This is a genomic window from Vibrio sp. B1FIG11, assembly GCF_905175335.1.
GTDB lineage: Bacteria > Pseudomonadota > Gammaproteobacteria > Enterobacterales > Vibrionaceae > Vibrio > Vibrio campbellii.
In genome coordinates this window covers 2,137,648-2,151,132 of the sequence record NZ_HG992752.1, presented here as the reverse complement: position 1 = coordinate 2,151,132, position 13,485 = coordinate 2,137,648, and the positions used below count along the sequence as shown (strand labels likewise).

General features: G+C 45.5%; 10 protein-coding genes. 5 read left to right on the top strand and 5 right to left on the bottom strand.

Annotation, left to right across the window (positions count from 1 at the left end):
* Positions 1–274: 274 nt before the first annotated feature.
* The gene (locus KHO06_RS26230; protein ID WP_212582922.1) at positions 275–2,113 is read right to left on the bottom strand and encodes an ABC transporter ATP-binding protein; all 1,839 of its coding nucleotides are present in this window, start codon (positions 2,111–2,113) and stop codon (positions 275–277) included.
* 406 nt (positions 2,114–2,519) lie between these two features.
* Here KHO06_RS26230 and KHO06_RS26225 point away from each other — a divergent pair, with 406 nt between their 5' ends.
* From KHO06_RS26225 to KHO06_RS26215, 4 genes are all read left to right on the top strand, one after another.
* Positions 2,520–3,521, top strand: coding sequence for an arginine deiminase-related protein (locus KHO06_RS26225; RefSeq protein ID WP_005429011.1), 1,002 nt, complete (start codon positions 2,520–2,522; stop codon positions 3,519–3,521).
* Positions 3,522–3,786: 265 nt separating this feature from the next.
* Positions 3,787–5,778 carry a hypothetical protein gene (locus KHO06_RS26715; protein WP_244858436.1) on the top strand — a complete coding sequence of 664 codons (1,992 nt, stop codon included), beginning with the start codon at positions 3,787–3,789 and terminating at the stop codon, positions 5,776–5,778.
* Between the two features lie 47 nt (positions 5,779–5,825).
* Positions 5,826–8,006 (top strand): Ig-like domain-containing protein, encoded by a 2,181-nt coding sequence (locus KHO06_RS26710; protein WP_244858467.1) that lies wholly within the window; start codon positions 5,826–5,828, stop codon positions 8,004–8,006.
* Positions 7,967–8,527 carry a hypothetical protein gene (locus tag KHO06_RS26215; RefSeq protein WP_212582921.1) on the top strand — a complete coding sequence of 187 codons (561 nt, stop codon included), beginning with the start codon at positions 7,967–7,969 and terminating at the stop codon, positions 8,525–8,527. The genes KHO06_RS26710 and KHO06_RS26215 overlap by 40 nt, the downstream gene beginning before the upstream one ends.
* A gap of 79 nt (positions 8,528–8,606) precedes the next feature.
* Here KHO06_RS26215 and KHO06_RS26210 read toward each other — a convergent pair whose 3' ends face one another.
* Positions 8,607–8,783 (bottom strand): hypothetical protein, encoded by a 177-nt coding sequence (locus KHO06_RS26210; protein WP_005429013.1) that lies wholly within the window; start codon positions 8,781–8,783, stop codon positions 8,607–8,609.
* A gap of 454 nt (positions 8,784–9,237) precedes the next feature.
* Here KHO06_RS26210 and KHO06_RS26205 point away from each other — a divergent pair, with 454 nt between their 5' ends.
* Positions 9,238–9,831, top strand: coding sequence for a lysozyme inhibitor LprI family protein (locus KHO06_RS26205; RefSeq protein ID WP_212582920.1), 594 nt, complete (start codon positions 9,238–9,240; stop codon positions 9,829–9,831).
* A gap of 51 nt (positions 9,832–9,882) precedes the next feature.
* Here KHO06_RS26205 and KHO06_RS26200 read toward each other — a convergent pair whose 3' ends face one another.
* From KHO06_RS26200 to KHO06_RS26190, 3 genes are all read right to left on the bottom strand, one after another.
* Complete coding sequence (locus KHO06_RS26200; RefSeq protein WP_005429015.1) at positions 9,883–10,278, bottom strand: hypothetical protein; 396 nt, start codon at positions 10,276–10,278, stop codon at positions 9,883–9,885.
* 67 nt (positions 10,279–10,345) lie between these two features.
* The gene (locus tag KHO06_RS26195; RefSeq protein ID WP_212582919.1) at positions 10,346–12,397 is read right to left on the bottom strand and encodes a glycoside hydrolase family 3 N-terminal domain-containing protein; all 2,052 of its coding nucleotides are present in this window, start codon (positions 12,395–12,397) and stop codon (positions 10,346–10,348) included.
* Positions 12,398–12,714: 317 nt separating this feature from the next.
* Entirely contained in the window at positions 12,715–13,239 is a 525-nt protein-coding gene (locus KHO06_RS26190; protein WP_212582918.1) for a YgjV family protein, read from the bottom strand.
* Between the last annotated feature and the right edge of the window lie 246 nt (positions 13,240–13,485).

Sequence of the window (13,485 nt, the reverse complement as noted above, 5' to 3'; positions counted from 1 at the left end):
ATAGCTGTTTCTCAAAAAGTGAAATTACAAATGAATCCAGCTTGCTACTCTGCGTTGTGTCCACTGCTAACGATTACGCAACGGGGCGCTATACTACCAGAAATTTTGTGACTTGCACCCATAAAAGTGTTTCATAAATGAGATTTTTAGTGATCGTGATCACTAATTGTATGTGGTGAAATATTGGATGGCTTAAGTGGATATAGCAAAATCGTAGAAAAAACGGCGCTTAGAGCGCCGTTTTTTTTGGGGTATTTATTGGTATTGAAGCGCATTAACTCTCTAACTCTTCACCAAGGAAACCACCCGTTTGGTGTGCCCAAAGCTGTGCATAAATGCCGTTGTTGGCAATAAGCTCTTTGTGCGTGCCTTGCTCCACGATGTTGCCTTTATCGAGCACAATCAAGCGATTCATCTGCGCAATGGTCGACAAACGGTGCGCGATGGCGATAACCGTTTTGCCCTGCATCAGCTCGTTCAAGCTCTCTTGAATGGCGGCTTCAACTTCTGAATCCAGTGCTGAAGTCGCTTCATCAAGCACCAGTAAAGGTGCGTCTTTTAGCAGCACGCGTGAAATCGCAATACGCTGGCGTTGACCACCAGACAGCTTCACACCACGCTCACCCACTTGTGCGTCGTAACCCACGTTGCCGAACGGGTCGGTTAGGGTTTCGATAAACTCGTGTGCGTGCGCTTGCTTGGTCGCTTTAATCAGGTCTTCTTCACTTGCATCTGGATTGCCATACAAGATGTTATCGCGGATTGAGCGATGCAGCAGGGACGTATCTTGTGTCACCATACCAATCTTCGAGCGCAGAGAATCTTGCGTGACGCTTGAGATTTCTTGCCCATCAATCTTGATGCTGCCTTCTTCCACATCGTGGAAACGCAATAACAAGTTCACTAAGGTTGATTTACCTGCGCCAGAGCGCCCAACTAAGCCCACTTTCTCACCCGGTTTGATATTAAGGTCGAGGTTGTTAATCACGCCTTTTTTCTCACCATAATGGAAGCTCACGTTGTCGAAGTGAATACCGCCTTGAGGCACTTGCAGATCTTTCGCATCGGCTTTGTCTTTGATGTCGATAGGTTTAGACAGCGTCTTCATTCCATCTACGACGGTACCCAAGTTTTCAAATAGGGCACCGACTTCCCACATAATCCACATCGACATGCCGTTGATACGCAAAGCTAAGCTGACAGCAATCGCAATGGCACCAACGCTAATCGCGCTATCCAGCCACAAATAAATCGACAGCGCAGCCACCGAGAACACCAATAGATAGTTGGAGATCTCTACCGCTACATCGAAGCCGGTCACCAAGCGCATTTGGCGATACACAGTACTCAAGAAGCCTTTCATGCCTTCTTCGGCGTACTCGGTCTCTCGTTTACTGTGCGAGAACAGCTTAACGGTTTGAATGTTGGTGTAGCTGTCTACAATGCGACCTGTCATGGTTGAACGTGCATCTGCTTGCTCGGTAGCCACGGCCTTTAGTTTCGGAACGAAGTGGATCTGAATCGCGATGTACGCCATTAGCCAAACCAACATAGGAATCATCAAACGCCAGTCAGCGGCGGCCAACATCACGATGATGCTGGTGAAGTAAACCAAGACGTAGACGAAAACATCCATCGTCTTCATGACGGTTTCTCGCACCGCCAGAGAGGTTTGCATCACCTTAGTCGCAACACGACCTGCAAAATCATCCTGATAGAAGTTCAGACTTTGATTGAGCAAGTAACGGTGCGCAAGCCAGCGAACCGACATTGGGTAGTTACCCAGCAGAGTTTGGTGGATCAGCAGCGAGTAAACCACCACCAAAATCGGCATGATAACCAGCAGTAAGGTGCCGTAGAAAATAAGGTCCGCTTTGTTGTCTTGCAAAAAGGTTTCTGGGTTGCTGTTGGACAGCCAATCAACCAATTGACCCATGGCACCAAACAGAGAGACTTCTACGATAGCCACAATCGTCGACATGATCGACATAATGATCAGCGGTTTCTCAAAGCCGCGCGTGTAATGGCGTAAAAACGCAAAGATCCCCGCTGGGGGTTGGTCAGGCTGTGATTTGGGGAACGGCTCAGTAAAGCCTTCAAATCGTTTAAACATAACTCATCCTAAAGTTAATAGTTGCCATCTCAGTAATTGAATCCATCAATTCTTCCTGCCTTGGACGAAGCAGTTAATACCGAGTATGAGATAAGACATATTGTGGTCTGCTAGCCAGAAAAGCAGACGTTTTTGCGTATGTGTGAGAGGCGAAAAAATAGTCTAACCGATTGCTTTTTAAATGTAACTAGTTGGTTATAAAGAATTCGCTAGTGCATTATTCTTGAGATGACCATTCACGCGTCACAAAACAGTAAATCGGCAAAGTGACAATAAAAAGTCGGGTTAATGGTGGCTTTCACAGTAATTATTACTTCTGCGTGAGGGAATTATTATTAAAAACAGCAAAACTGAAGTTAACAATAAATTTACAATCTCATCATTCTAGTGAAAAGGAATGTATTGGATGCTATTACACGAATCAGTGCCTCAGAATGCACATGGAAAAGAAGAAAGCACGCAAAGTGCTCTGCGTCATACCGCGAACTGCGTTGTGATGGTGCCGCCGAAAGAGTTTCGTTTTAACGAAGAAACTGCGCAAGACAACGAGTTTCAACACCAAGTATCGCTAACCCAAGAAGAAGTCTCACGTAATACCATGGCTGAATTTGTTGCGATGGTTGAGACCTTGCGAAACGAAGGCGTGCAAGTGGTTGAGTTTGATTACCCTCAATCTGATATCGCTACGCCAGATGCAGTGTTCCCGAATAACTGGTTTAGCACTACCCCAGAAGGTACTTTGTATACCTTCCCGATGGCGTGTGAAAACCGTCAGCATGAGGTTCGCCCAGATGCGTTGGTCGCTGCATTAGCGCACGCGGGTCGAGAAGTGCATCAACAAGACTCACTGACCGAATATCTAGATGAAGAAGCCTACCTAGAAAGCACTGGCGTGATGGTGTTTGATCACTTCAATAAGACTGTTTATGCCGCACTCTCGCAACGTTGTGATCGTCTGGTGTTAGAAGACTACGCCAAGCGCATTGGCTATGATCGTGTCATTTCGTTCCAAACTCGTTTGCCTTCTGGCGCACCGATTTACCACACTAACGTGATGATGGCGGTGGGTGAGCAGTTCTGCGTGATTTGTGATGAGGTGATCCCTGAGTTTGAGCGCCGCTTTGTGCTTAAATCGTTGGCGAAAGACAAGCAGGTTATCTCGATTTCACTTGAGCAGATGAACCAGTTCTGCGGCAATATCCTGCAACTGGAAACGGTACGTGGCGATAAGGTGATTGCTATGTCTCAATCAGCTTACGATGCTTTCTCTCCAGCACAAAGAAATCAACTCGCGACACACGGTAAATTGCTGCCATTTGACGTTTCTACCATAGAATCGATTGGTGGTGGCTCTGTACGCTGTATGTTAGGCGAAGTGTTCCTACCAAGCCGCAAAGCCGTGTTGTAAACCAACCCTGAATTTCCCCTAAAAAGCACCATGTTGAAAGATGTGGTGTTTTTTTATTCGTTTTATCTAAGTAAGACGCTGAGAATGAATACCAAACCATTCGTTTCATCTTAATGTGCTCTGAGTATGATTTTATCCATACATCCTGCAGGTGTACTAGTTAGCTGCTATTTGTATGTATTGTGTTTCATATAAATATAAAGGCTAGTTTATGGTTACGATCAACACGTGCAGAAGGGCGTGGTTGTATTGTTTGATAGGAGTAATGTCATTATTTACCGTCTTTGGCTGTAATGACTCTATCACTGAAACGACCACCTCATTAACATCTCAAATTTCTCACCAACAAAGCTTATCACTTAACGTCTCTAATCGAGTCGATGAGACAGAAATGTCCAATCTAGAACTGCTGTTTGTTTTTGATGTTGCTAATCAGGATGAGACGTTTGCCGTTCGAGTGCAAGATGTTCTAGGAAGAGAAGTGGCTGGTTTCCATCAAGGGGAAGCATTTCAAAGTAATGTCGTGGTGGTTCCTGAGTCTGGAATTGTGCCATTCACCTTTGACGTCGATAACGCCAGCGATGTGAATGGTGGAGTGGCTAAAATGACGGTGATTGTAAGAGGTGATGGCTTCTTCTCTAACTCTCAAGTGTTTGATCTTACCCAAACCACCATGTCGGATAATTACTGGATTGAGATTGTCCCTAAGTCAGAAAAAGCGGAGGAGGCGACCACATTTGTTGAAGAACGTGTTGAGCTAGATGGGCACGTGACCCGCTCTTCCGTTGATGTTGCAACGGTGACCAAAGATGACAGCACGGACGGAGGTAAAATCCTTGATGGTGCGACCGCTAAGTTGTCGATTCCTGCAGGAACAGGATTCATCGGTGAAGATGGACAGCCCTTTACGCCTGTAGGAGAGGTTTCTGTTTCGATGATGCTATTTTCAGCGGATCCAAAAGGCCTAGCTGATGATGAGAATAACCCGCTATACCTTTTCCCTGGTGGTTTATCGCCAGACGGGTTTGATGGCGAGCTCCCAAGCGATATCACCTCACCTGACAGCGTGACCTTTATTTCTGCCGGTTTTGTGGCGATTGAAATTGGCGATGAAAGCGGTAACAAAGTGTCTTCATTCGATGGAGAAGGCGTCAATTTGGAGTTTGAAGTGCCAAAATCCACGGTGAACCCACAAACGGGCGAGCCTTTGGCGTTAGACGATGGCACGATCCCTATTTGGAGTTACACCGACTCAACGGGTAAATGGCGCTACGAAGGTGATGCCGTTATAGAGCAAGAAAACGAAAACACCTTTACCGTCTCGAAACCAATCACTCACCTCTCATACTACAATCTGGATTGGTACGGACAAGATCGCTGTCAACTTGATGTCGATGTTGTGGATGCAAATGGTGACCCCAATAATCAAAAACTGCGCCTTTCTTTTGCCAAAGCTGGCGGCGGTTGGGCTTACAAACCTTCTGGTTGGGGTGATAACCCTGAGAAGCTAAATATCAATCGAGTGCCTGCCTTCGCTGGTCACTTTGATTTGTTGGATAGCCAAGGCAACAGTTTATTAGCGTCGATTGAAGTGGACGGTGAGGTCATTGAAGTAGCCGATGGAACAGAGGGGCTCGATCTCGATGACTTCTGTTTTGGTGTATCGAGTGATTCGACTAAATCCTTCAAGGCGACCTTAAATATTGTAAACCCTCCTCGTATTGATATCGAAACCGGACTGTCGTTAGTTTGTCCAATCGATGAAACGAAAACTCAAACCGTCGACTCAGGTTATTACTACCTTTACTCTGGTTATTCTTACGAAACTTCGGGCCAAATGAATGGAGATACCATCACTTTCTCCAACTTGGTCGAAGACGGGTTATATCGTCTCTACTACTACGGAGGACAAACTTGGCCCAAGTGGAGTTTACTGCCAAAGCAGATACCACCAACATTTCTCTTATGTCGCTGCAGCTTTGTGACAAAATTGAACAAGCCATCAAGACCCGTTTGGTATGTACCGACGATGATATGGCTGTCACACGCTTTAAAGCAGCACCTGATACGTATTTCTGGATGTACAACCGAGACTATTCTCATTACCTATGGGGAAGAACAGACGCTGACGGTAACAGCACGCAGGGTGATGCGGTCGAGTCAATTGAATACATCGGTTCCGCCTACTCTTACTTCGAGAGCCGTTACTACTGGGGTGAACGTACAACCGTTACGACCAGTGCGGATAACGCGATAACTTTTGATATTCAGTTACCGAGCTCTAACGAATATTGTCTTGCTGAATTGCCGATTGATTACCTTCAAACGTTCGTTTTTGCTGAGAACACAGAAGCGCTGGCGGACGGTGTCGCAGAAATCATTATTACTGTTCAGGAACGTGATGAGTTTGGTACGGCTCGCGAATCAAATTCCGGCACTCTGACATTGACGGCTGAGCCATCTGACGGGGTAGTCATCTCAGATATCACCTCCAATGGTGATGGCACATACAGCGCTAAAGTAACCTCAACAAAAGCGCAAGAAGTGGTTATCTCCGGAGAGATTGATGGCAATGCATTAGGAGGCTCTGCTACGGTGGAATTTGTGGCTGTGATCGATTTCTCAAATGCCGTGTTTAGCCGAGATAAAGTGTCCGCCAATGCTGATGGAAGTGAGCAAATAACGGTCACTGTTCAGCTCAAAGATGCGGATGGAAATGACTATGCATCGTCTGGTGGTGAAATTACGTTTGGCGAGCACACAGGGCTAACTTTGGCGTCTTCTCAAGATAATGGCGACGGCACTTACACCGCAGTGTTCACTAGTAAAGTATCACAAACCTTCAATATCACGGCTTCCATTGCCGGTAGTACGCTATCTAATAACATCGATATCGAGTTTACTCCGGTGTTAGATACCGACAGCGCAGATCTCTCAGCTGATAAGAGTTCAGCTAGTGCAGATGGCGTTGACGTTATCACTGTCACCTTGCAGCTAAAAGACAAAGAAGGGAATGATTACACCAGCTCTGGCGGTACAGTCACATTCGATACACCAACTGGGTTAACTCAGGTTGGTAGCCAAGATAATGGGGATGGCTCTTACACAGTGAAATACAAGAGTTCGACTTCAGGATCTTACACTGTAGGAGCATCACTGGACGGCAGTAAATTTGCTGAATCCATTTCCTTTGAATTTACTCCAGTTCTTGACCTCAGCAACACTGAATTTACTCGTGATAAAAGTTCTGCAAATGCCGACGGTAGTGAAGAGATCACGGTGACGGTTCAACTGAAAGACTCTGAAGGGCAAAGCTACACGAGCTCCGCAGGTACTTTATCGTTTGATGAACCTTCAGGATTGACTCTGCTCTCTTCGACAGATAACGGCGATGGAAGCTATACGGCGAAGTATTCAAGTACGACTTCAGGGAGCTTTACTATTGGTGCCTCTTTAGCTGGCGACAGATTGAGTAATTCAATCGACATCGTATTTTCTCCTGTCCTTGATCTAGCAAATACAGCGTTCAGCGCGGACAAGAGCTCTGCCAATGCCGACGGATCCGATCTGATCACAGTAACTATTCAATTGAAAGATACGGAAGGTAACAACTACACAAGTTCAGGTGGTACTCTTGAGCTCTCATTACCAGCAGGAGTGAGTGTCGTTACTTCTCAAGATAATAGTGATGGTACTTATACTGTGAGTTTCTCTAGTTCGAGCTCCGGTACTAAATCAGCAGGAGTATCTATTGGGGGAACCCAGTTATCCAGCTCTATTTCTTTGTCCTATGCTCAAGTCTTAAATCTATCTGCAGCAGCGTTCAGCCGTGATAAAGACTCCGCGAATGCAGATGGTAGTGACCAGATCACCGTAACGGTTCAGCTAAAAGACACCAATGGTGCTGATTACACATCGTCTGCGGGGGAGATTTCATTCTCTGTGCCTAGTGGGGTAACGGAAGAATCAAAAACAGACAACGGTGATGGCTCGTATACGGCTGTCTTTACAACAGTGAACGCAGGTACTTATACCCTTGGTGCGAGCATAGGTGGCACTGAGTTGGCTAATGATATTGAGCTTACTTTTAATGCCGTCATTGATTTATCACAGTCGACATTGCAAGCCGATATCACCACCATCGCGGCAGATGGCAGTAGTACTGCTCAATTGACCATCACGCTGAAAGACTACGCTGGCAATGCGTTTGTTCCAGCATCGAACATTCCTGAGCTCACGACCACAGCGGGCTCTGCTGATATGACTGATTTAGTGAATACTAGCGATGGGGTGTACACAAGCAACATTAGCTCTAGTGTTGTTGGTGAGGTCACTGTTACTGCGACCTATGACTCAGGAACCGTTGGCACGCTAAACCTCACATTTGAGGCGTTACCGCCAAGTGATTCTCAGTCTACCATACAAGTGATATTTCTACCTTTGGTGTGGGTGGCGATCATAGTGCAGTTATCACGGTTGCTTTAAAGAAAGCTGATGGCAGTGCTTACACACAAAGCTACGGTGATTTGGTGTTGAGCCCGGAAGGTACGGGGCTAAGCTATGATACTCCTGTAGATAATGGTGATGGTACGTATACGGTGTCAGTTACTGCAGATACAGCTGGCAGTTATGTCGTGAGTGCTACCGTTGGGGATTTAGTACTGACAAATACGGTGTCGCTCACTGTTACTCAAGTCGATGTTGCCCTAAGTGGCGCGACTCCTGCCTCGATAACAGATTCAACAACGATAACTGTTACCTTACGAGACAGCTCTGGCAACATCATTACGCATGGAGGACATAATATTAGCGTTCGCTTTGCGAGTAGCATTATCAATCAATTGGGCATTGCAACATTCGGTGATGCTCAGTTCAATAGTCTAGACGGTACGTATGATGTAGCGGTTACATGTACTACTCCGACTGAGGGCGATAGTTATAACGTGTCGGTTAAGGTAGATGATTATAGTGATGTGGTGGCTACTATCCCGTTGAGTTGCCCTTAATTAAATCAGCTACGCTTTGTTATTAAAAATGCCACTCAACACTGAGTGGCATTTTTATACGTCGTTTTTCTAAGATTGTTTAGACCGAAGTAACCAACTCTCTTTCATGAGTGTGTTCTTGGTTATCATGACAGCAGTGACTGTGGTGGTCCTCGTAGCCGTCGTAAGCACATTCGCCGATGTTATTTCTCGGACAGATGAAATAATTGCTGCGATCAATCATCTCGGTTTGACAAACTGGACAGTATTTTTCCATTACAACCTCCCACAATAGCGATTGAAAATTTCGTCCGTAGACACGAGTTCAAGAGTAATTTTAGACCCTAGATTATGACCGTGGTGTGAAGGTTTTATGTGTGGATCAGCCCGCTTAACGAGTCTTGACAAAACTCTGACGAAATGAAACTAAATGCGCATTGCAAGGTGCTTGTTAGGCGTATGATTTCAAAAGAAAAGCAATAATTTCCCCATGCTTTGTTTACTCTATGCTTGGCTGTATTCCCCTCTATTTTTTCAGTAACTTTTCGAAGCCATATCACAAATACTGTCATTGGGATCTGGGGATAAATATAGGCTTGTTTATCGGCAATCATCACATGCCTGAACTCGCCTTATTTACTTCATCATTTAAATGTTGAACAAGTCTCTGTTTCTCAGTTTAAAAAGAAGTTGACTAGACTCAAGATGACGGAAAATCAGGGAGAGATTCTATGAAGGTATCCAACATTTTAGTGGCGTTGACGATGAGTTTTTTCACTGCTGGCACTAGTGCAGCCAGTCCATCATTCGATTGCAACAATGATTCTTTAAGTGGAGCTGAGCAAGCCATTTGTAAAAGTGAAATGTTGAGCCAGCTTGATAGACAGATGTCCGAAGTCTACAAAAAGGCGAAAGCGGTGGACGATAAACAAGCTGGTCAACACACGCTGAAAGCTGAGCAAGTTGGTTGGATTCGAGGGCGAAATGAGTGTTGGAAGAGTAATGATGAAGAACAATGTTTGAAGCAGGAATATGAATACCGAATTGCAGAACTTCAAACGCGTTATAGACTCGTCGGTAACTTTGGGGCGGAATTTTACGCTTGTGACGGAAATAAAGCGAAAGAAGTGGTGCTAACACGTTATATGACGGATCCAACTACCCTGATGGCTGAGTTTGGTGACAGTTCCGTTTTTATGGCAGCCTCAGATAAAGATGGTCTCTTCTTGGGTCGAAACGAAAAAGTTCAATACGAGGACGAAGGAATCGTTGCCGTTCAATGGGGATATGAGGCTCCTCTTATGAAATGTAAGCTCAGAGATTAACCTTCAAGAATAAACAAAAACAAGGTCAGCGGTTAGGCTGACCTGACTGATTTAACAAGCCTCAGCATGATGCTCTTGTTGAAAGCGAGAATCTTGCTTTGAGTGTTTTGGTACAAAACAGAGTTTGTCTGCGGACATCTTCAAACCATTTTGCATCTTGATATGAGTCACTGCCCAAATCACGCAACCATGAGGGAGGTTGAACAGTGAACGGGTTTGAGTGAAAAGTACGCCATCATCATAAGCAGGTGTAACGTTGATCGCTTTACCTTGCCATGCTTGACGAACGCTTTTCACATCAATGTTAGGCACAATCAATGAGAGCATTTCTGGCTCAACATCCTTGACGACTTTGAGGCAAATACGGCATCCATCGTAGTATTGTTCAACCCAAACTTTATGGGGAATGCTTTGGTCAACCCAGTCTAACTGCAGTATGTGTTCCATGGTTTATTCCTAAAGTAGATCCAACAAAGGCAGCGCCGAGACACTGCCTTGTTAGGTGGGTAAAAGGTTATTCGTAACTTAGCCCGTGACCGAATTCGTACAAGGTGTCGGCTTCGTCATAACCTGGGTAGTCAGAGTGCTGGTTTAAAATCGCTTGCGCGCTGTTTGCCAGTGCAAATGGAAGCTTGCCTTGAGGAGCAAAGTTGCCTGAAAGGACTTCCATTAAGTTGCTGTCTGATACACCGAAGGTGGCTAAGATTGCGCCCGACTTTTTCATGTTACTTGCGTCATCCAATACAAACGGTTGACGGAAGTTAATCGAAAGCACGGTATTTTCTGCGCCAACTTCACTCATGACAGCTTGGATATCGGTCAGACTTGGCTCAATTTTCCAAGATGCTGCGGTTGCCATTTGGCTGAATGCCAGCAGGTCGAGTTCATCTGGGTTTGCACCGCCAAAGATAAGCTCAGGGTCCGCACCTTCATTGGAAACACGCACGCGAATAACGGCGTAATCGGTGCCTGCTGGTACTGGTGGGCGAGCTTCACCATCTTCATAATCACCTGAGGTCACATCAAAGCCATAGCGCTCGTCACCAGCGATGGTTTCATCCATACCCATCACGTAGAGCGAAACTGCTTTGTCGGCGCTTGGTTTGGCGAGCGGCAGTGTCTTGTCTGTGTTTTGCAGCAGAACCACTGATTTCTTCTGAGCGTAGTCTGCACGTTCTTGATGTTCGGCGTTGCCTAAGATTTCTTGGGCTTTATCGACGTCCACATACGTGTTTTCAAACAAGCCCAGTTGGAACTGCTCTTTGACCAGACGAGTCACTGAAAGATCGACGCGCTCTTCGTCAATCAGTCCTTTGTTGACCAGATTGACGATGACGTCTTTATCGTTAAAGCCAGAGAGAACGTCGACGCCAGCTTCGATAACCATCGCAACTTGTTCGTCGATGGTTTTATCTTCCACACCCCATGCTCGGTCGCCGATGATACCGGTATCGGAATTTACGTTGCCGGTATAGCCCAGCTCACCACGCAGCAGATCGGTCACAATACCTTTAGAGAAGGACATGCCTACATCGTTTGGCATCCACTTTTGATCTACAGGTATGCCGTAATAAGGCATGATGGAAGAGGCACCAGCATCAATCGCGGCAATAAACGGGATCAAGTGATAATCAAAGTTGTCTTTTGGATAGACTTGGTTTTGCCCAAAGTCGTAGTGAGGATCACCGCCGTTTTCTTGAGGGCCACCACCAGGGAAGTGTTTGATCGTAAGGGCGATGCTATCTTGGTCAATAGCTCCATCACCTTGTAGACCGTTGATCAAAGAGCGCATGATATCTGCCGCAAGATCCGCGTCTTCTGTAAAGGTTTCATGCACACGGTACCAACGAGGCTCTGTCGCCAAGTCCATCATGTAGCCATACATACTGCGTAAACCAATCGATGACCATTCTTCATTCATGATGCCCGCAAACTCTTCAATCAGCGCCATATCGCGAGTGGCTGCAAGTCCAGCTTCTTTTGGCCAAGCCGAGAATGCACCCGAAGAGACGTTGATACCCGCTTTTGCAGATGGGTCGATGTGGTTGCGTGCATTGGACTTAAATAGAGCAGGGATACCCATGCGGGTTTTCTCTCGCAGCTCTTGAACACTGTTCATGAAAGTTGCCGCTTCTTTGGATGAAATCTGGCAGCCAGAGCGTCCGCTATCACAGTTTGGCGCGTTTTCTGGTGTTTCCACCACGTTGTTACGGAAGATAAAACGAGTCATCTGAGCATCGGCGATCATGTCCTGACCTTTGCTTGTGACGACTCCGCCTTCACCGGAATTTAGTGTGTCGATAAGCATCATGCCGGCTTTCTCTTCAAGCGTCATTCGGCTAACAAGATCAGCGGCGCGCTCTTCCGGTGTGAGACGCCAGTCTTCAAACGGTTCTAACGTTCCGTTGCCATTGGAATCTCTAAATTGATAACCGTCGACGCTGAGCACGTCGTGTACTCGAGAGAAGACTTCTGGTTGAACATAGCTGTTGTCATCGTCGGATGAATTACACCCTGCGAGAACAAGCGCCACTGCGATAGGAGTGAGTTGGGTAAGACGTTTCATGTCGCTGTCCTAATGTTGGTATAGTTGTTTTCCAGACCAATATTAGTAATTAGCGCAATTTTGGTTAACCAAAATAAATTAAACTGAAGATTTGGATCACCATATTTTTTATTTAGGTGATTTAACTCAATATATAATTAAAAATAGGTTGACCAAATTAAATGTAACCTTAGTTTTGTAGTCTATTTGTTGTTATTTAAATTATTAAAAATCAGTGTCTTACGTTTATGTTATGTCGCTTCCAAATTCTATGTAGTGCTATGGCTGTTATCGTTTACTCCAAAATTATTACCAGATGAGAAAAAGGGCTAAATACATTAGCCCTGATTTAAAGTTTGTGTCTGGTTATTATTTTTACTCGATAGATACAAGCGATATATGGTCAGTAAGTTGGTGATGATAAATGTACTCTCGACCAATGAACCACCGATAGAGCCAAGCCAAATATTGTGGCTGACCCAGCAGAAGGAATTAAACAAAATTAAGCTGCGTAGAGTGATGCCTTGTTTGGAAAAGAGCGCCCAAGTGGCGACGGACGATCCGATTACAGTGAGTAACTCAAAAAAGTGAGTGATGTTTGGCAGGGTCATCAGCCACATAAGAGCAATGAAGAACCACATCACTTTGCGTGATTGGGTTTTGATTGAGGCGAAACTGCGAATGCCATTAATGATCACGCCAATGGCAGCGACGGTTGCGCCCATTAGGGTAAAGTGAATACCCATGATGAAACAAAACGCCATCATCTGATAGCGAAAGCGCATGTCGTCTTTTTGCCAGAATGCCATCACGCCAACCATAAATGCGATGCCACCAATGCCTTGTGCTAACCAGTTTTCCATTTATTTCCCTAGAGTGCTGTTCTTTGAGTCATTAGCTAGCAAGTTAGTACCCTTCAAAGTAGCTGTCATTTTAGAGTTTGATTCACTCTGTGAGTAGATCCTGAATCACGCTCGTGCCTCGCTTTTCAGGATGACGAATAGGGAGATATTTGTCATATCGTCATTCCGACGAGCCTAGGCGAGAGCAGGAATCTACTTACCGCGATAACCCAATCAATTGATCTACGTTTTTAACGAATCAGCCCT

Bases quoted from the DNA above. Each gene is read 5' to 3' on its own strand.
- KHO06_RS26225 (WP_005429011.1), top strand. From the start codon at position 2,520: ATGCTATTACACGAATCAGTGCCTCAGAATGCACATGGAAAAGAAGAA.
- KHO06_RS26200 (WP_005429015.1), bottom strand. From the start codon at position 10,278: ATGGAACACATACTGCAGTTAGACTGGGTTGACCAAAGCATTCCCCAT.
- KHO06_RS26205 (WP_212582920.1), top strand. From the start codon at position 9,238: ATGAAGGTATCCAACATTTTAGTGGCGTTGACGATGAGTTTTTTCACT.
- KHO06_RS26715 (WP_244858436.1), top strand. From the start codon at position 3,787: ATGTCATTATTTACCGTCTTTGGCTGTAATGACTCTATCACTGAAACG.
- KHO06_RS26190 (WP_212582918.1), bottom strand. From the start codon at position 13,239: ATGGAAAACTGGTTAGCACAAGGCATTGGTGGCATCGCATTTATGGTT.
- KHO06_RS26210 (WP_005429013.1), bottom strand. From the start codon at position 8,783: ATGGAAAAATACTGTCCAGTTTGTCAAACCGAGATGATTGATCGCAGC.
- KHO06_RS26230 (WP_212582922.1), bottom strand. From the start codon at position 2,113: ATGTTTAAACGATTTGAAGGCTTTACTGAGCCGTTCCCCAAATCACAG.
- KHO06_RS26195 (WP_212582919.1), bottom strand. From the start codon at position 12,397: ATGAAACGTCTTACCCAACTCACTCCTATCGCAGTGGCGCTTGTTCTC.